This window comes from Aurantimicrobium minutum, from assembly GCF_029894165.1.
Taxonomy (GTDB): domain Bacteria; phylum Actinomycetota; class Actinomycetes; order Actinomycetales; family Microbacteriaceae; genus Aurantimicrobium; species Aurantimicrobium minutum_A.
This window is the reverse complement of sequence record NZ_JARXXU010000001.1, coordinates 65,491-82,862: the sequence shown is the minus strand read 5'-3', so window position 1 is coordinate 82,862 and position 17,372 is coordinate 65,491. Positions and strand designations below refer to the sequence as shown.

Sequence of the window (17,372 nt, the reverse complement as noted above, 5' to 3'; positions counted from 1 at the left end):
CGATAGTCTGGGGTTATGGCACGACTAACGACACCCTTACCGGACTTCTATGCGGTTATTCCGGCCGGTGGAATCGGTTCCCGGCTGTGGCCCCTCTCTCGTGCGGACGCCCCCAAGTTCCTGCATGACCTCACCGGCTCGGGCAGTTCGTTACTCAAAGACACCTGGGACCGCCTCGCGCCTCTGGCCGGCCCGCAGCGCGTCATGGTCGTCACCGGCCGCGCCCACCGGGGCGCAGTTGAGGAACAACTGCCAGAACTCGCGGATATGAACGTGGTGTTGGAAAGTGAACCCCGTGATTCTTCTGCCGCAATTGGCCTGGCAGCTGCCATTTTGGAGAAGCGGGAACCCGGCGTCATCATCGGGTCCTTCGCCGCTGATCACGTAATCAAAGGCACCAGATTCTTTAACATGGCCGTCGCCGAAGCCGTCGAGGCGGCCCGCGCTGGCTTCATTGCCACCATCGGAATCGTCCCGACCGAACCTGCCATTGGTTTTGGATATATCCACGCGACGGAAGAAACCGACCTCGAACGCGCCCCCTCGGCACTGACAGTGGACTCTTTCGTGGAAAAGCCGAACGCGCACACCGCGGAAGAATATGTCGCCAGCGGTGACTATCTCTGGAATGCCGGAATGTTCATCACTAAGGCATCCGTGCTCCTAGAAGAACTGAAGAAGACTCAGCCGGAGCTACATGACGGTGTTGTCGCGCTCGCAGCAGTCTGGGATGACCCCGCTCAGCGTGGTCCTGCCGTGGACAAGATTTGGCCCAAGCTGAAAAAGATTGCCATCGACTATGCCGTGGCGGAACCTGCCGCAGCCGCTGGTCGCTTGGTGGTTATCCCCGCAGAGTTCGATTGGGATGACGTGGGAGACTTTGCCTCGATTGCCAAGCTGCACTCCAGCGGTTACAAAAAAGACCTCGCGATCCTGGGCGAAGGCGCGCGAGTCCTTTCGGATGCCTCTTCTGGAATCCTCATCACCGACACGGGACGTACCATCGCACTTGTAGGAGTGAAGGACATTGTGGTTGTCGACACCCCTGATGCATTGCTCGTTACCACCACGGCCAATGCTCAAAAGGTGAAGTCCGTCGTGGATGCCCTGCGTCTTTCGGGCCGGGACGACGTTCTCTAAATTTTTCCTCCTCATCACTCCACACGAAAGAACACCATGACTCAGAACGAATTCGTTATCGATGGGGTAGACGTCACCTCATTACCCAAGATTTCCCTGCACGACCACCTCGATGGCAGCCTGCGCCCCGCCACGATCATTGAGCTCGCAGAAGCAGAGGGCATCGAACTTCCTGTGCTGGATGCTGAAGGTCTCGGTGCCTGGTTCGCCGAGCAGTCCAACTCGGGTTCTCTCGTGGAATACTTGAAAACTTTTGATCTCACCTGCGCTGTCATGCAGACCCGCGAAGGCCTCACGCGCGTGGCACGGGAATCCGTGATTGACCTCGCCCAGGACGGTGTGATCTATGGCGAGCTCCGCTGGGCACCCGAGCAGCACCTCACTCAGGGCCTCACCCTCGACCAGGTCGTGGAGTATGTCCAAGAAGGCATCGAGCAAGGCATCGTGGATGCTGCTGCTCAAGGTCAGTCCATCCAGATTGGTCAGCTCATTACTGCCATGCGTCACGCTGACCGGGGTCTTGAAATTGCAGAACTTGCGGTCCGCCACCGAGACAACGGCGTTGTCGGATATGACATTGCCGGAGCGGAACTCGGCTTCCCCGCGTCCAAGCACCTCGACGCCTTCAACTACCTCGCCCACGAATACTTCCCGGTCACTATTCACGCGGGTGAAGCAGATGGCCTGGCCAGTATCGAAAGTGCCTTGTTCGACGGTCGCGCTCTGCGTTTAGGTCACGGCGTTCGCCTCGCCGAGGACATCACCGTGGAGAGCACCGATGAGAACTCCACCATCGTGTCGCTCGGTGACCTGTCACAGTGGGTCAAGGATCGCGGCATCACGTTGGAGCTGAGCCCCTCCTCGAACCTCCAAACAGGGGCCATCGCTGCCTGGGGAGACGACATTCTGGATCACCCCTTCGATCTGCTCTATCAACTCGGCATGACGGTCACCGTCAACACCGACAACCGACTACAAAGCGGCACGAGCCTGTCCCGTGAACTGTGGCTCGTGGCAGACGCGTTTGCCTATGGCTTGGCAGATCTGGAAACCTTCCAGCAGAACGCTGCTGCGTCGGCATTCTTGCCGTTGGAGGATCGTGAAGCGCTCGCAGATGCCATTTCCGAGGGCTTCCTGCAAGCCGTGCAGAATTCGCGCTAAAGCTTTTCCAGAATCCTCGCTAGTAATGCACTGATGCGCGGTTCTGCTTCCGCACCTGCTTCCAGTACCTCTCTGTGTGAGAGGGGTGTGGGAGAGATTCCGGCGGCCTGGTTGGTAATCAAGGAAAGCCCCAGCACGTCCATGCCTGCTTGTTTGGCTGCCATGGCTTCGAGGGCGACAGACATGCCAACCACGTCGGCACCCAAGGTTCTCAGCATCTGAACCTCAGCAGGGGTTTCGTATTGGGGCCCGGGGACTTGTGCGAGGACTGCCTCGGCTAAGCCTGGTTCAACCGCCTTCGCAATGTCCCGCAGACGAGGGGTGTAGATATTCGTCATGTCGATGAAGGTCGGACCTTCGACCGGGGTCGTCCCCGTGAGATTAAGGTGGTCTTTAATCAGAACCGCCGTTCCTGGCTGCCACGCCGGACGAATGCCGCCGGCTCCGTGTGTGAGCACCATCGTGGTGGCGCCCGCCGCTGCCGCCGTGCGGACGCTGTGCACAACCCGACGGACAAATCCCTGGGCGCCATGGCCTTGGTAGAGATGTGTCCGTGCACCAATAATCAGTGCACGTTTGTTGTTGGGCAGAATCACACTCCGGATGGTGCCCGAATGACCGGGAATGCCGGAAGAACTAAATCCGGTGATTTCATCGGCGGGGATTTCTTCGGTTGTTTTGCCGATCAGGTCCGCCACGGCGCCCCAGCCGGAACCCAGCGTGAGCGCAATATCGTGATGACCAATCCCCGTGGCCACGGCGATTTCGAAGGCTGCAGTTTTGGCAATGTCGAAGGGATCTTGCGTGGGATCTTCCAGTGGGTTGAATCCCCACTCGCCTAAGCCGGTCATGGCACCAGCCTATTGCGAACCTCCTGCCAGAATAAGGACATGGCATTTGAGTTTGAGCGTAAGCAGCGGATCGCAATTTTAGGTGGTGGCCCCGGTGGCTACGAGGCTGCACTCTCAGCTGCTCAACTCGGAGCTGAGGTGACCCTCATTGAACGTGCTGGTATTGGTGGATCTGCCGTACTCACCGATGTGGTGCCGTCTAAGACCCTCATCGCGACAGCAGAATTCACCTCAACCTTGGAACGTTCCGCAGAACTAGGGGTGTCCTACTTCGTCACCGGAGAAGACAACAAGCCCCACAAGCCTGAAGTTGCCGTCAATATGGCCACCGTGAACAAGCGTCTGCTGAGTCTGGCCCGGGACACCTCCGAAGACATGCAGAAGGCGCTGAAGAAAGCCGGCGTGAACTTCATCCCTGGCCACGGACGTCTGGATGGAACTCATGCGGTCATTGCGTCCACCGGTCCTGACGGAACGGACTTTGATCGTATCGAAGCAGACACCATCATCGTGTCGGTGGGTGCTCGTCCCCGGGTGCTCGAATCAGCACAGCCTGATGGGGAGCGCATTCTCACCTGGACCCAGCTCTATAACTTGAAAGCCCTTCCTGAGCACATGATTGTGGTCGGTTCGGGTGTGACCGGTGCGGAGTTTGCTTCGGCTTATAGCTCGTTGGGATCCAAGGTCACCTTGGTTTCTTCTCGTGACACCGTCCTCCCCGGTGAAGATGCGGATGCAGCAGCTGTGCTGGAAGAAGTGTTTATCCGCCGCGGCATGACCGTGATGTCCAAAGCGCGCATGGAAAAGGTCGAGCGCACAGACAACGGTGTTCGGGTCACCTTGGCCAGCGGTGAAACCGTGGAAGGTAGTCACTGCCTCATCGCGGTGGGTTCTGTCCCCAACACGGAGAACCTTGGACTTGAAGCTGCAGGTGTGGAGATGGATGCCGGAGGGCGCATCGTGGTGAACCGCGTTGCACGTTCGAGTGTTCCCAATATCTATGGTGTGGGCGACTGCTCGGCCGCTCTCCCTCTTGCATCGGTCGCCATGATGCAGGGGCGCACGGCCGCTTTCCACGCTCTCGGCGATGCCGTCACCCCCTTTGATGAGCGCAATGTGGCAGCGAACATCTTCACCCAGCCCGAGGTTGCCTCCGTGGGCTGGAGCCAAGCCGAGATCGAATCCGGCATGATTCGAGGAACGGTCTACAAGCTTCCCCTCACCGCCAACCCCCGCGCCAAGATGCAGGGTATTCGTGATGGTTTCGTCAAACTCATCACCACGACAACATCCCGCACCGTCATTGGGGGAGTCGTCGTTGCCCCTCGTGCGTCAGAACTCATTTTCTCGATCGCGCTCGCCGTGGAACACCGCCTGACCGTCGATGATGTGGCGAAGTCTTTCGCTATTTATCCGTCAATCTCCGGAAGCATCGTGGATGCTGCTCGTGCACTTCATCAGGTGGAGCGCAAGTAAACCTCAGAAGTTAAACAACGGTGCCCGCTGAAGAATCAGCGGGCACCGTTACGTTTAGTGGGATTATTCGACGTCGTCGATGTTGAGCAGGACGTGGCCGTTCGAGACGGTCTGGCCCACCTCAGCATTGATGCCCGAGATGATGCCGTCCTTGTGGGCTTCCACTGGCTGCTCCATCTTCATTGCTTCGAGGACCAAGATGAGGTCACCCTTGACAACCTTCTGGCCATCTTCCACGGCAATCTTTACCACGGTGGCCTGCATGGGTGCCTTGACGGTGGCACCACCGGCGCTTCCGACAGCGTGAGCTGCAACCTTCCGGACAGGCGCAGGGCCTTGAGTGGCGAGGTCTGCGGCATTCGCGCGGAGGAGCTTGGCGGGCAAGGACACTTCAATGCGACGGTCATCCACCTCGACGGTGACGTGCTGACGCTTAGCCAAGGACGGTGTTTCCTCGGCTTCACCGCTCCATGGCTCGATGTCATTGACGAACTCGGTTTCAATCCAGCGGGTGTAGATGCTGAAGGGCTTGTCCCCTTCGGGAGCAAACGCAGGATCGCGCACAATCTTGCGGTGGAAAGGAAGCACGGTGGGAAGACCAGCTACTTCGAACTCGTCGAGGGCGCGGCATGAACGCTCGAGAGCCTCTTCGCGGGTTGCCCCGGTCACGATGAGCTTGGCCAGCAGTGAGTCAAACGAGCCAGAGATGACATCACCTGCGGTGACACCGGTGTCTACGCGAACGCCGGGACCGCCGGGTGCACGGAAGACGTGGACGGGACCAGGGGCGGGAAGGAAGTTACGCCCACCATCTTCACCGTTGATGCGGAATTCGAAAGAGTGTCCGGTTACAACAGGGTCTGGATAGTCCAGCACGCCACCTTCGGCTATGCGGAACTGTTCGCGGACAAGATCAATGCCGGTGACTTCCTCAGACACGGGGTGCTCCACCTGAAGGCGCGTGTTGACCTCGAGGAAGGAGACGGTGCCGTCTTTCCCAATAAGGAACTCGCAGGTGCCGGCACCGAGGTAGCCGACCTCTTTGAGGATGGCCTTCGAAGCCCGGTACAGCTCGTCGGTCTGCGCCTGAGTGAGGAAGGGGGCAGGTGCTTCTTCCACGAGCTTTTGGTGGCGTCGCTGCAATGAGCAGTCACGGGTTGAAACCACCACAACATTGCCGTGGGCATCCGCGAGGCACTGGGTTTCCACGTGACGAGGTTCGTCGAGGTACTTTTCCACGAAGCATTCTCCGCGACCAAAGGCTGCGATTGCTTCACGGGTGGCAGATTCAAAGAGTTCGGCAACTTCTTCACGGTTGCGGGCAACCTTGAGGCCGCGGCCACCGCCACCGAATGCCGCCTTGATGGCGACAGGCAGGCCGTGGATGTCGACGAAGTCGAGAACTTCTTCTGCGCCAGAGACAGGGTTGATGGTTCCGGGGGCCAGTGGTGCGCCCACCTTTTCTGCCACATGGCGGGCGGAAACTTTGTCACCGAGCTGTTCGATGGCTTCGGGGCTAGGGCCGATCCAGATCAGGCCAGCCGCCTGCACCTTGCGGGCAAAGTCAGCGTTCTCTGCGAGGAAACCGTATCCCGGGTGAACGGCATTGGCGCCGGACCTGCGGGCAACAGCCAGGAGCTTGTCAATTACAAGGTAGGTGTCAGCGCTGGTGGTGCCATTCAGCGCATAGGCCTCATCTGCGAGCTTGGCGTGTAGTGCATCACGGTCCTGATCTGCATAGACAGCAACCGAGCCGATTCCGGCATCCTGTGCTGCACGAATAATGCGGACGGCAATCTCACCACGGTTGGCAATAAGGACCTTTGTAATGCGTGACATAGTCCCCAGCCTAGTAAGAGCAGGGGCCGTTCAGTTGGGCAACTCCGACAAAAAAGAACGCGAGTCGTAGACGATGCCTACAACGCCCTACTTGTTCCAGAGATCAGGCCAGAACACGCCCAACTCACTGGCCATCCGACGCAGTGCGGGAACGGAGACCCCGACCACGGTCGAGGGGTCTCCCACGATGCGGTCAATGAATGCAGCACCCAGTGAGTCAATCGTGAAGGCGCCGGCAACCTTGAGCGGTTCCCCAGAGGATACGTAAGCCTGAATCTCGGCATCGCTCATGTCGGCCGAGAATGTCACCTCGGCCACCGTCACTTCGCCGACTGCCGCATTGTTCGTTCCACCGCGGTGGTCAATCAACCAGTGCCCAGAATACAAATGCCCGGTGCGACCGCGCTGTTTCTGCCAACGCTCGAGAGCCACCTCGGGAGTGTGAGGCTTGCCATAGGTCACTCCATCGAGGACGAAAGCCGAGTCGCCGCCGAGCACAATGCCATCAATTTCTGAATTCAACACTGCTTCTGCTTTGGCCTGCGCAAGCAGTAACACCATCGCGGCCGGGTCGAGTGGGCCGCCCGCCGCAGCTTCTGCTGCGGCGACAGCGGCATCTTCGTCCACCTCACTGGGAACAACGACAGGTTCAATCCCTGAGCTGCGCAGGGTAGCCAAACGTGCGGGAGAGGTCGAAGCGAGATAGAAGCGCACGCGCGCACCTTTCAGATATGGAATGCTCGAAGGATGGCCCAGAGACAATCTTCCCCCAACCGTGGTTCCGAATTCGTGGGCACACTCTGTGAGCTCGACATTACCAATGTCGCTCACGGCGGTGTCTTTGTGGCGCGTCATGAGGGTCGTGTCATCTTCGTCGCAGATACTCTGCCCGGTGAACGTGTGCTGGCCCGCATCACCGATGCCTCGCAGAAAAGTTTCTGGCGGGCAGACACCGTGCAGGTGCTGAAGCCCTCGGCAGACCGCCAAGAACACATCTGGTCAGCGGCCAGTATTGACCGCGATCCAGCACTGCGCGCAGGTGGAGCCGAGTTTGGTCACATCACACTCAGCACTCAGCGCGACCTCAAAGCATTTGTGCTCGAAGACTCCCTGTCTCGGATGGCCAAGATTGAACGCAGCATCGAGGTAGAAGCGCTCGAAGGGGATCAGGAATCCAAGGGCACCGGTTGGCGCACGCGTGTTCGACTGCATGTGGATGCTGATGGACGGGTCGGCCCGTATGCCTCCAGAAGCCACACCGTCATCGATGTGGAAGATTTGCCTCTTGCCGCTGCACGTATCGCTGAACTTGCTCCACTGGGACAGCGCATACCGGGTATCGATTTCATTGACCTAGTTGGCCCCAGTGGTGACTCTGCTCGGGCGATCGCCGGCAATATTGACACCGGAAAGAACAAAAAGCGTCCTGCACCGGAACCCATCACGGAGATGGTGGGCACCCGGGCTTTCCAGGTTGATGTGCGCGGTTTCTGGCAGGTACACCGTCATGCCGCAACAACTTTGTCGGAGGCCGTGAGCTCCGTCATCGATGAAGCGTTGTTCGATCCTCGTGCTGCCAACCACGATCTCTATGGTGGTGTGGGATTGTTTGCTGCTGCGGTGGGGGATCGTTTCGGTTCCACCACCCGCATGATCTCTGTCGAATCCGATGAGATGGCAACCGAGTATGCCTCCAATAACCTCTCCGAATGGGTGGGTGCTCGAGCAGTGACCGCTCGCGTAGATCGCTACCTCGAAGGTGTGCGCCGTGATCTCAACGCAATTGAGAAAGCCCGCTTCGAAGCTGCCACGATTGTGCTTGACCCGCCACGTTCAGGCGCAGGGAAAGATGTCGTTAACTCGCTAGCTGAGTTGTCACCAGCACAGCTGGTTTATGTGGCGTGTGACCCTGTTGCGTTAGCGCGCGATGTGGCACTACTCGCTGAGCGGGGCTACCAGCTAGAAGAGCTGCGGGCATTCGATCTGTTCCCGAACACGCACCACGTGGAAGCAGTTGCCCGCTTCGTCAGAGCGTAAATCTACCGACCGAAGTCCCAGCCGAAGCGGCGTGAGCCACCTTTGATGTCTTCGCGGATGCCGCGCTGTGACTTTTGCCACGCGTTCATACCTGCTCCCTGAACTTCGTGCTCCAGCGCAGATTCTTCTTCGATCTGGAGATCAAGGATTGCAAGCACGGCTGCCTTCTCCTCGGGAGTGACCCCGCGGGTGAGGAAGCGCACGTTCTCGAGCGTCATAGGGGAATGTTTCCGTGCTTCTTGGGGGGCAGTGATGCGCGCTTGCCACGCAGGGCACGCAACGACTTGATCACGGCCACACGCGTCTGTGCAGGCTCAATCACACCGTCGAGTTCTCCACGTTCAGCAGCGAGGAAGGGGCTGGCCACGTTGTAGGTATATTCGTTGGCCAGCTTGGTGCGGACGGCATTGACGTCTTCACCTGCTTCTTCAGCCTTCTTAATTTCACCGCGGTAGAGAATGTTGACGGCACCCTGGCCACCCATTACGGCGATCTCGGCAGTAGGCCACGCCAGGTTGATGTCTGCTCCGAGCTGCTTCGAGCCCATCACGATGTAGGCGCCACCGTATGCCTTGCGGGTGATCACGGTCACCAGCGGGACAGTTGCTTCAGCGTAGGCATAAAGCAGCTTGGCGCCACGACGGATCACGCCGGTCCACTCCTGATCGGTGCCGGGCAGGAAGCCAGGAACGTCGACCAGCGTCAGGATGGGGATCGAGAAGGCGTCGCAGAAGCGCACGAAGCGTGACGCTTTTTCACCGGCTTCGATGTTGAGGGTTCCGGCCATCTGGGAGGGTTGGTTGGCCACAATGCCGACGGTGCGACCTTCGACGCGCGCAAAGCCCACCACGATGTTGGGGGCGAACAATGCCTGGGTCTCGAGGAAGTCTCCGTTGTCCACGATGCCACGGATTACTTCGTGCACGTCATAGGGCTGATTAGGGCTATCGGGAATCAGCGTGTTGAGTTTGCGGTCCTCGTCGGTGGTCTCGAGTTCCACCTCGGACTCATAGACGGGAAGCTCTGCCATGTTGTTATCGGGCAGGAAGCCAACGAGTGTGCGGGCGTAGTCGAGAGCATCACTTTCGTCAGCTGCGAGGTAGTGAGAGACACCAGAAACTGTGTTGTGGGTCAGTGCGCCACCGAGCTCCTCAAAGCCCACTTCTTCACCGGTGACGGTCTTGATCACGTCGGGACCCGTCACGAACATGTGGCTGGTCTTGTCCACCATGATGACGAAGTCAGTCAGTGCGGGGGAATACACAGCGCCACCGGCAGCGGGGCCCATGATGATTGAAATCTGAGGGATGACGCCCGAAGCGGCCGTGTTCCGGCGGAAGATCTCGCCGTACTTACCCAGGGCAACAACACCCTCTTGAATACGTGCTCCACCAGAGTCCAAGATGCCGAGGATAGGAACACCGGTCTTGAGAGCCAGGTCCATCACCTTGATGATCTTTTCACCGGCAACTTCACCGAGTGATCCACCGAAGACGGTGAAGTCCTGCGAATACACCGCGACCTGACGGCCATGAATGGTGCCGGTTCCTGTGACGACCGCGTCACCGTAGGGACGGTTCTTGTCCATGCCGAACGCGGTCGTGCGGTGGCGGACATACTCATCCAGTTCCACGAAGGAGCCGGGGTCGAGAAGTTCAGTGATGCGCTCGCGGGCGGTGAGCTTGCCTTTGGCGTGCTGTTTCTCAGCAGCCTTGGCGCCGCTTTCCACGACAGCCTCGTTATAGCGAGCCTTGAGATCGGCCAGCTTTCCAGCAGTGGTGTACATGTCGGGAGATTTCGCGTTTTCAGTCACGCTTTTCACTCTACTTGCCAGAGGTATCCAAAAAGGGTTAGAGCTTCTCTACAAAAATCACCTGCCAAACTGTTCTTATGGATCTTCCCCTCAGCACTCCGCTCGCGTCACGTCTGTTGTGGTTGGACGAAGTTGGCTCGACAAATACCGATCTCGCTGCCCGAATTACCGGAGCAGACGCTGAACAGTGGAGTGACTTCTCCGTGGTTGCAACTGATAACCAGGTTGCGGGCAAAGGGCGCCTCGGTCGTGATTGGCGCTCACCTGCCGGAGCCTCGCTGGCTGTTTCTGTTCTGCTCCGTCCGCAGACTCCGGCCGGGAGGCCGTTGCCTCCGGAGAGCTGGGGATGGTTTGGACTGCTTGCTGGTTTAGCCATGACGAGGGCGTGTAACTCTGTCCTTCCCGAGAACACTGCACAGTTGAAATGGCCCAATGATGTGCTCATAGGGGACCGCAAAGTATGTGGGGTGCTGAGCGAAATTGTGAATACGCCACAGGGGGCTGCACTCATTGTGGGTGCGGGTGTGAACGTTGCTCTCGTAGAGGAGGACCTTCCTGTTCCAACGGCGACCTCACTGTTGCTCAGTGGTGCTGATCCCCAGACCACCACGATTGATGCGGTGCTTTCTGCTTATCTCGCTGAGTTCTCTCGCATTACGAAAGTGTTCACCTCCGCAGCGGGCAATGTGCGCAGCTCTGGTTTACTCGATCAGGTCAGCGAAGCATGCGGAACCTTGGGGAAGTCGGTGCGCGTGGAACTTCCTTCGGGTGAAAGCCCTGTGGGCACAGCCCTGGGCATCAACGAGGATGGCTCGCTCGTCGTGGAGCTGGGAAACTGTGCGGAACCACTTGTTGTGGCTGCCGGCGATGTCACGCATCTTCGCGTGGTCGCCGGGTCATAATTGAACAATGTCCTCGCACAACGAAACCGTCGCCTTTGAGTCTTCGCGCAGCGCGCGCTCAGAATCGGCGGAACCGGTCGTTGTGCGACTGCGTCGGCATGGACGCATTCTGTTTATGCCCACCCTCGCCCTCCTCGGTATTGCGACGGCGTTGGGATTTTTCTCGGAGGGTTTTCCTGAGCTCTGGATGAACCTTGTGTTCTGGATTGGCTTGGCTTTTCTGCTGATTATTTTGTGGGTTTTCCCCCTCGTGGTCTGGTTGGGTAATCGGGTTGTGATCACTACGCGCCGCGTCGTGATTTATCGTGGCGTCTTTACGCGCTCCAAGCAGGAAGTTCTGTTTGGCCGTATCCATGATGTGACGGTTCGACAAAACGCCGTGCAGGCAGTCTTTGGTGCAGGAGATCTCCTGCTCAACACCGGAGCTGAAAAACCTATTCGCCTCTATGACTTGCCCAAGGCGAACCTGGTGCTCTCCGCACTGACCGAATTAGTCGATACGCAAGCTCCACTGTCAGCTCAGCTGCGTCGTGACGACCAGCGCTGGACCAGCGAAATCTAAGAAGCTGTGGGCTTTGCGCCGAAACGGCGCTGCCAACCCCAGCTGGTCACCTGGCGCATCGCTTCGACCACGATATTTTTGCTCATCTTGGATTCACCTGTGACACGCTCGGTGAACTCAATCGGGAGTTCAACCACGGTGTACCCGGCGTCGAGGACACGTAATGTCAGATCAATCTGGAAGCAGTAGCCATGGGAGTTTACCTCGTCGAGGTGAATGTTCTGCAGCACTTCGGTGCGAAATGCGCGAAAGCCCGCCGTGGAATCTTGTACCTGGATACCAAGCATGGCGCGGGTGTACCAGTTCGCTCCGCGGCTGAGGAATAGCCGATGTGCAGGCCAGTTCACCACTGAGCCTCCCTTTACCCAGCGTGACCCGATGGCCAGGCCTGGGTAGTGAGCTCCCGGGAGGGTGGGGGCAGATACGGCGCCGATGAGAGCATCGAGTCGATCAGCGGGGTGGGAGCCATCGGCATCCATTTCGACCAGGATTTCAAAGCCGCGTTCCATGCCCCAGGCGAACCCGGCCAGGTAGGCGTCGCCGAGGCCACTCTTTGCGGGACGGTGCAGAACATGCACGAAAGGGTCGCCAGCTGCCAGGGAATCCGCAGTGGCTCCGGTGCCATCGGGAGAATTATCGTCCACGATGAGCACGTTCGCTGCCGGAACGGCAGAGCGAACAGCGCTCACGGCCGAAGTGATGTTGAGCACTTCGTTATAGGTCGGAATGATGACAAGACTGCTCATCGTTTGGTGTTCCACACCCACCAGCGATACAGCGCAAAACGGACCAAGGTGCCCAGTCCCAGACCAATAATGTTTCCAGAAATGTTGTCGGCCAAGAGGCTGTCAAACCCCAGCACGTAGTGGGTGAACCACAGCGTGGCCAGGGTGACGAGCATGCCGGCGACGGAGGCGAGAACAAACTCCACCAACTCGCGGACTACATCACTGCGCTTATCTCGGCGGAATGTCCAATACCGGTTACCCAGCCAGTTGACCGCGATGGCCACTGACGTAGAAATGAACTTTGCCCCGATCGGATCAGACCACCAGCCAACTCCGAGTGCACCGAGGGAGAGTAGATTAAAGAGAGAAACGTCGACAACTAAGCCGACTAAACCGACCAGTCCAAACTTGACGAAGTAGCCCAACAGGCCACGGCGCAAGCGTGTAAACAGGCTCGGGGAAGCCTCGGTTGCGATCTCTCGCTCCGTAGCTGTCATGTTTCTCTCCCGGTGTTGTGCACTATCAAACCCGTTCAACCACGCGAAAGATGAGCCGTTGACAACTGTAGTTGGCGTAATAGGTGGCGGCCAATTAGCCCGCATGATGGTTCCCCCTGCCATTAATCTTGGTCTAGAAATCCGGGTACTGGCTGAGAACGACGGTTCGTCTGCCCAGATCGCTGCCACGCAGGTCGGTGACTACACCGATGTGGAGACCGTTCTGGCTTTTGCCCAGGGTTGCGACGTCATCACTTTCGACCACGAACACGTCCCCGCACATGTTCTCGCTGAACTGATTCAGCGTGGCTACTCGGTGCAGCCAGGTCCCCATGCTCTTGAGTTTGCCCAAGATAAGTTGCGCATGCGTGAACGCCTCGGAAACTTGGGGGTCCCGGTTCCTGGTTGGATGCAGGCATCCACAGCTGCACATGTCGACGAATTCCTCGCCGAGTGGGGTGGCCGCGCCGTGGCTAAAACTGCACGCGGCGGCTATGACGGCAAAGGTGTCCGTGTCATCACGAGCGCTGCCGAGGTTGCCGACTGGCTTGAGCTACTTGCCCCTGGCGAATCGTTGCTGGTGGAAGAATTCGTGGAATTCCGCCGTGAACTCTCCCAACTCATCGCCCGACGCCCCAGTGGTGAGATTGCGTTGTGGCCTGTCGTGGAGAGTATCCAAACCGATGGGGTCTGCAGTGAAGTGATTGCTCCTGCGCCGCACTCGCAGGGCAAGATCGCCGACATAGCTGGCTCTATTGCCACACAGATTGCTGCAGAACTTCAGGTCACCGGCGTGATGGCCGTGGAACTCTTTGAAACCACCGATGACCGCATCCTGGTCAACGAGTTGGCGATGCGTCCCCACAATTCAGGTCACTGGACCCAAGATGGCAGCACGACGAGCCAGTTCGAGCAGCACTTGCGTGCTGTGTTGGATCTGCCACTGGGGGCAACCGGATTGACTGCACCGTTTACGGTGATGGTGAACATCTTGGGAGGCCCGTCCTCGGGCGATATGTTGGCACCTTTTGCACATGCCATGGCAGACCACCCCACCGCCAAGATTCACACCTATGGCAAAGAGCCCCGACCTGGCCGCAAGGTGGGCCACGTCAACGTCAGCGGAGATGATCTTCCCGAGGTTGCCTATCAGGCGCGTGGCGCAGCAGGATTCTTTCAGGTCTGAGCCCTAGCCTTGAACAATGGCTGAAACGCACCCTCTCGTCGCCGTTGTAATGGGCTCTGACTCTGACTGGACCGTCATGAGCTCGGCCGCCAATGTGCTTAACGACTTTGGCATCCCCTTCGAGGTGGAGGTGCTTTCTGCGCACCGCACCCCCGAGAAGATGATTGCGTTCGGTAAGGCTGCAGCTGGCCGTGGCCTCAAAGTCATCATTGCCGGTGCAGGTGGAGCCGCACACCTACCGGGCATGCTCGCCAGTGTGACCCCCCTTCCTGTCGTGGGTGTTCCTGTGCCTCTGGCCAAACTCGATGGTTTGGATTCTCTGCTGTCGATCGTGCAGATGCCAGCCGGCGTTCCCGTCGCCACTGTTTCCATCGGCGGGGCAACCAATGCTGCCCTTCTTGCTGTCAAGATTCTTGCTACCAGCAACCCTGAGTTGCTCACAGCTGTGGAAGCGTATGCTTCCGGCCTTGCTGACCTGGTCGAAGAAAAGAACAAGGCGCTCAAGTCTCAGCTATGAGTCAGACGAGCCCCCTGAGGTATCCCGACACCAGCTCGCCTAAGGTCATGACCACCCGCGCCTGGTGGTTGGTTGTCCTCAACTTCATTCTTCCCGGATCCGTGCAGGTGCTGGCCGGGAACAAGCGCCTGGGCAAAATCGGGATCGGGGCCACACTCGTCCTGGTGGGTTTCCTCGTTCTGACCCTGCTGATTGGGATGCTCTGGCCCACCGCAGTGTTCTTCCTCGGCACCTGGGGTCCGTCACTTTTTGTGATCCAGATCGGGCTCTATTTCTATGCCGTGCTGTGGTTGATTCTCACCATTGACACGTTGCGCTTGGTTCGTATTATCAAGACCGGCCCCCGTGCACGCTGGTGGGTGGCTTCTGTCACCGTGGTCATGATGGTGCTCATCTCCGGTGGGGCCGCCTATGCAGCGAGTATCACCGGCAGTCTCAACAGTGCCTTGGGCAAGATCTTCGTCGCTGGGCCTAGCCAGCCACCCGTTGACGGCCAATACAACTTCTTGCTTTTGGGAGGTGATGCGGGTGCGGACCGTGATGGTTTGCGCCCCGACACCGCACAAGTTGTCAGTGTTAATGCAGAAACCGGTCAAGCGACCATCGTGGGTATGCCCCGTGACCTGCAGAACATCCCGTTCAATGAAGACTCACCCTTGCACGCGATTTACCCAGACGGATACACCCAAGAAACAGGGGAATACTGCACCCGCTGGGCCTGCCTCAACACGGTCTATGTTGCAGGAGAAGTCGATCACCCCGATCTCTATCCTGATGCTGCAGCTAACGGCAGCTCACCCGGTATTGAAGCCATGCGCGATGCCGCAGAGGCCATCACAGGCCTGGAGATTCAGTACTACGTTCTGATCGATATGCAGGGCCTCCAGAACCTCATTGATTCACTCGGTGGCGTCACCATCGACGTGACCGAACGCATCGCGATTGCTGAGCCCGAGACTCCAGAAGAACTCGTTGGCGAGTGGATCGAGATCGGCACACAGCACATGGATGGCTACCACGCCATGATGTACATGCGCTCACGCTGGAGTGGAACCGGTGACTACGACCGCATGGCTCGTCAGCAGCAGGTGCAGGAGGCTCTGCTCCGCCAGATGAACCCCGCGAACGTTTTGAGCAAGTTCCAAGAAATTGCAGCTGCCGGCACGCAGGTCGTGAAGACAGATATTCCTCAGTCGATGTTGGGTTATTTCGTTGACTTAGGTCTCAAGACAAAAGAGCTCCCGATTACCCACATCGAGTTGACGCCGTATTTTGAGCCTTTCCCGGTTGATACAGAGTTCCCTGACTTTGCCAGTATCCAGGCATACATTAACTCAGTGATTCACCCCCCTGAGCCAACTGAGTCACCTACTCCGTAGTTCTGAACGACTGCCTAGTCTTTCGTGCGACGCCAGCTCAGCTCGGCTGAGGTGCGGGCCACGATGAGGACGACAAAGAACCAGCCCCACTCGGTCAGGGCGTTACTTTCGGCCAGGCCAGAAATAAGTAGTGTGCTCAGTACGAGTGGAGCCCACAGATAGATTTCGCTCTTTTTTGCAGTGGCCAATGCCCAGCTGCGGGTGAATGCTATCCCCAGCAACATAAGCAGCAGCACGAGGCCAACGAGCCCCAGTTGGAGCCAGGTGTCGAGGAAGATATTGAGACCGGAATAGTGCACGTCGCCACTGCCGGAGTTCATCACGGTGAAGGGCTGAGTCTTGCGTGGCCACAAACCCGTCCAGCCCCACCCATCCAAGAACTTCATGGTGGCCAAGCGCCATTCCTCTGACCAGAGGGCGAGGCGATATTGGAGTGGGCCTGAGTTGCTCAGAGCTTCCAGGACACTGCCTCGGAATACCCACACAGCGATGACCGCAAGGACACCTGCAATCCCCACACCAATTTCGGCGCCTCGTCGAGCAGCAGGTTCCATCGTGCGCAAAATGAAGAGCAGCACAGCGACGAATCCAACGCCCAGCAGTGTGACGAGACCGACCGGTGAGGAGCCAAGATAGAGGCACACCGCGGCACCCAGCATTGACCAAATGGACAGTTCCCGGGTGACAGATTTTGTTCGCCATTCAATAAAGAACGTAATTAATGCAATCAAGGCAATGACGGAGAGCGCGTTCCTCGAACCAAAAATGCCTTGGATACCGTTGCCGTTCATGAGATTCCCTATGATGCCGAGGAAGGCAATCGGAGTATCAATCAGAACCCCAGAGAAAATCTCCAGAACCAGTGAGGCGGCAAGGAAAACGCGGAGCACATCACCGACAGCACGGACAATCTGAATGGTGTCCCGGGTTGCAGCAACCCCGAGCGCGAGAGCAGTGAAGGTGAGCTGTGAACTGATGCCCGCAATGCTCGCTTTGGGGTAGTAGGTCCAGACAGAGCTGAGGACCAGCCAGCCCAGGAACACGGCGAGAGAAACCGGAATGAACACACTCCACTTCACTACTCGGCGCCGCGCGAGGAGCATCGCGGCAGTGAGCAGCAGTTCCGCAATGAATACTGCACTCAGTCCGGCAGGCCCCAGCAGAGAACGCAACATCTGCGCCCCTAACGCAGACCCGATGGTGATCAGACTCAGCGCACGAGCAAATCGTGCATGGGAAAAGAACGCGTAAGCCGCCTCTGCCAGGGGATGAGTCTGAGTCATG

The 17,372-nt window shown here is 58.3% G+C and carries 17 protein-coding genes; 9 read left to right on the top strand and 8 right to left on the bottom strand.

Annotation, left to right across the window (positions count from 1 at the left end):
• The first annotated feature begins 15 nt into the window (after positions 1 to 15).
• The gene (locus M2119_RS00395; RefSeq protein WP_280803002.1) at positions 16 to 1,140 is read left to right on the top strand and encodes a mannose-1-phosphate guanylyltransferase; all 1,125 of its coding nucleotides are present in this window, start codon (positions 16 to 18) and stop codon (positions 1,138 to 1,140) included.
• Between the two features lie 36 nt (positions 1,141 to 1,176).
• Complete coding sequence (locus M2119_RS00390; protein ID WP_280803001.1) at positions 1,177 to 2,301, top strand: adenosine deaminase; 1,125 nt, start codon at positions 1,177 to 1,179, stop codon at positions 2,299 to 2,301.
• Here the strand turns inward: M2119_RS00390 and M2119_RS00385 are convergent.
• The gene (locus M2119_RS00385) at positions 2,298 to 3,152 is read right to left on the bottom strand and encodes a purine-nucleoside phosphorylase (RefSeq protein WP_280803000.1); all 855 of its coding nucleotides are present in this window, start codon (positions 3,150 to 3,152) and stop codon (positions 2,298 to 2,300) included. The genes M2119_RS00390 and M2119_RS00385 overlap by 4 nt on opposite strands.
• A 39-nt stretch (positions 3,153 to 3,191) precedes the next feature.
• Between M2119_RS00385 and M2119_RS00380 the strand changes: the two genes are divergently transcribed.
• Positions 3,192 to 4,628: an NAD(P)H-quinone dehydrogenase gene (locus M2119_RS00380; RefSeq protein WP_280802999.1), complete on the top strand. Its 1,437-nt coding sequence runs from the start codon at positions 3,192 to 3,194 to the stop codon at positions 4,626 to 4,628.
• 63 nt (positions 4,629 to 4,691) lie between these two features.
• Here M2119_RS00380 and M2119_RS00375 read toward each other — a convergent pair whose 3' ends face one another.
• Both M2119_RS00375 and M2119_RS00370 read right to left on the bottom strand, forming a co-directional pair.
• Complete coding sequence (locus tag M2119_RS00375; protein WP_280802998.1) at positions 4,692 to 6,467, bottom strand: acetyl/propionyl/methylcrotonyl-CoA carboxylase subunit alpha; 1,776 nt, start codon at positions 6,465 to 6,467, stop codon at positions 4,692 to 4,694.
• Between the two features lie 87 nt (positions 6,468 to 6,554).
• Entirely contained in the window at positions 6,555 to 7,181 is a 627-nt protein-coding gene (locus tag M2119_RS00370; protein ID WP_280802997.1) for a Maf family protein, read from the bottom strand.
• Between the two features lie 33 nt (positions 7,182 to 7,214).
• On the opposite strand from M2119_RS00370, the gene M2119_RS00365 reads away from it, so the two are divergent.
• Entirely contained in the window at positions 7,215 to 8,504 is a 1,290-nt protein-coding gene (locus M2119_RS00365) for a class I SAM-dependent RNA methyltransferase (protein WP_280802996.1), read from the top strand.
• A gap of 2 nt (positions 8,505 to 8,506) precedes the next feature.
• On the opposite strand, the gene M2119_RS00360 is transcribed toward M2119_RS00365, so the two are convergent.
• Positions 8,507 to 8,722: a hypothetical protein gene (locus M2119_RS00360; RefSeq protein ID WP_280802995.1), complete on the bottom strand. Its 216-nt coding sequence runs from the start codon at positions 8,720 to 8,722 to the stop codon at positions 8,507 to 8,509.
• Positions 8,719 to 10,290: an acyl-CoA carboxylase subunit beta gene (locus tag M2119_RS00355; protein WP_280804429.1), complete on the bottom strand. Its 1,572-nt coding sequence runs from the start codon at positions 10,288 to 10,290 to the stop codon at positions 8,719 to 8,721. The genes M2119_RS00360 and M2119_RS00355 overlap by 4 nt, the downstream gene beginning before the upstream one ends.
• Before the next feature lie 104 nt (positions 10,291 to 10,394).
• Between M2119_RS00355 and M2119_RS00350 the strand changes: the two genes are divergently transcribed.
• Positions 10,395 to 11,219, top strand: a complete 825-nt coding sequence (locus tag M2119_RS00350) for a biotin--[acetyl-CoA-carboxylase] ligase (protein WP_280802994.1) — start codon at positions 10,395 to 10,397, stop codon at positions 11,217 to 11,219.
• Between the two features lie 7 nt (positions 11,220 to 11,226).
• The gene (locus M2119_RS00345; RefSeq protein WP_280802993.1) at positions 11,227 to 11,781 is read left to right on the top strand and encodes a PH domain-containing protein; all 555 of its coding nucleotides are present in this window, start codon (positions 11,227 to 11,229) and stop codon (positions 11,779 to 11,781) included.
• Here M2119_RS00345 and M2119_RS00340 read toward each other — a convergent pair.
• A complete protein-coding gene (locus M2119_RS00340; protein ID WP_280802992.1) occupies positions 11,778 to 12,527 on the bottom strand; it encodes a polyprenol monophosphomannose synthase in 750 nt (249 codons plus the stop codon). The two genes, M2119_RS00345 and M2119_RS00340, sit on opposite strands and share 4 nt — an antisense overlap.
• On the bottom strand, positions 12,524 to 13,006 hold the full coding sequence (locus M2119_RS00335) for a GtrA family protein (protein WP_280802991.1): 483 nt from the start codon (positions 13,004 to 13,006) through the stop codon (positions 12,524 to 12,526). The genes M2119_RS00340 and M2119_RS00335 overlap by 4 nt, the downstream gene beginning before the upstream one ends.
• Between M2119_RS00335 and M2119_RS00330 the strand changes: the two genes are divergently transcribed.
• The 3 genes from M2119_RS00330 to M2119_RS00320 are packed head-to-tail and all read left to right on the top strand — an operon-like array spanning position 13,005 to position 16,088.
• Positions 13,005 to 14,192, top strand: a complete 1,188-nt coding sequence (locus M2119_RS00330) for a 5-(carboxyamino)imidazole ribonucleotide synthase (protein WP_280802990.1) — start codon at positions 13,005 to 13,007, stop codon at positions 14,190 to 14,192. The two genes, M2119_RS00335 and M2119_RS00330, sit on opposite strands and share 2 nt — an antisense overlap.
• 16 nt (positions 14,193 to 14,208) lie before the next feature.
• Positions 14,209 to 14,709 (top strand): 5-(carboxyamino)imidazole ribonucleotide mutase, encoded by a 501-nt coding sequence (gene purE / locus M2119_RS00325; RefSeq protein WP_280802989.1) that lies wholly within the window; start codon positions 14,209 to 14,211, stop codon positions 14,707 to 14,709.
• Positions 14,706 to 16,088 (top strand): LCP family protein, encoded by a 1,383-nt coding sequence (locus M2119_RS00320; protein ID WP_280802988.1) that lies wholly within the window; start codon positions 14,706 to 14,708, stop codon positions 16,086 to 16,088. The genes purE and M2119_RS00320 overlap by 4 nt, the downstream gene beginning before the upstream one ends.
• Before the next feature lie 14 nt (positions 16,089 to 16,102).
• Here the strand turns inward: M2119_RS00320 and M2119_RS00315 are convergent, their stop codons facing one another.
• Entirely contained in the window at positions 16,103 to 17,371 is a 1,269-nt protein-coding gene (locus tag M2119_RS00315; protein ID WP_280802987.1) for a hypothetical protein, read from the bottom strand.
• Between the last annotated feature and the right edge of the window lies 1 nt (position 17,372).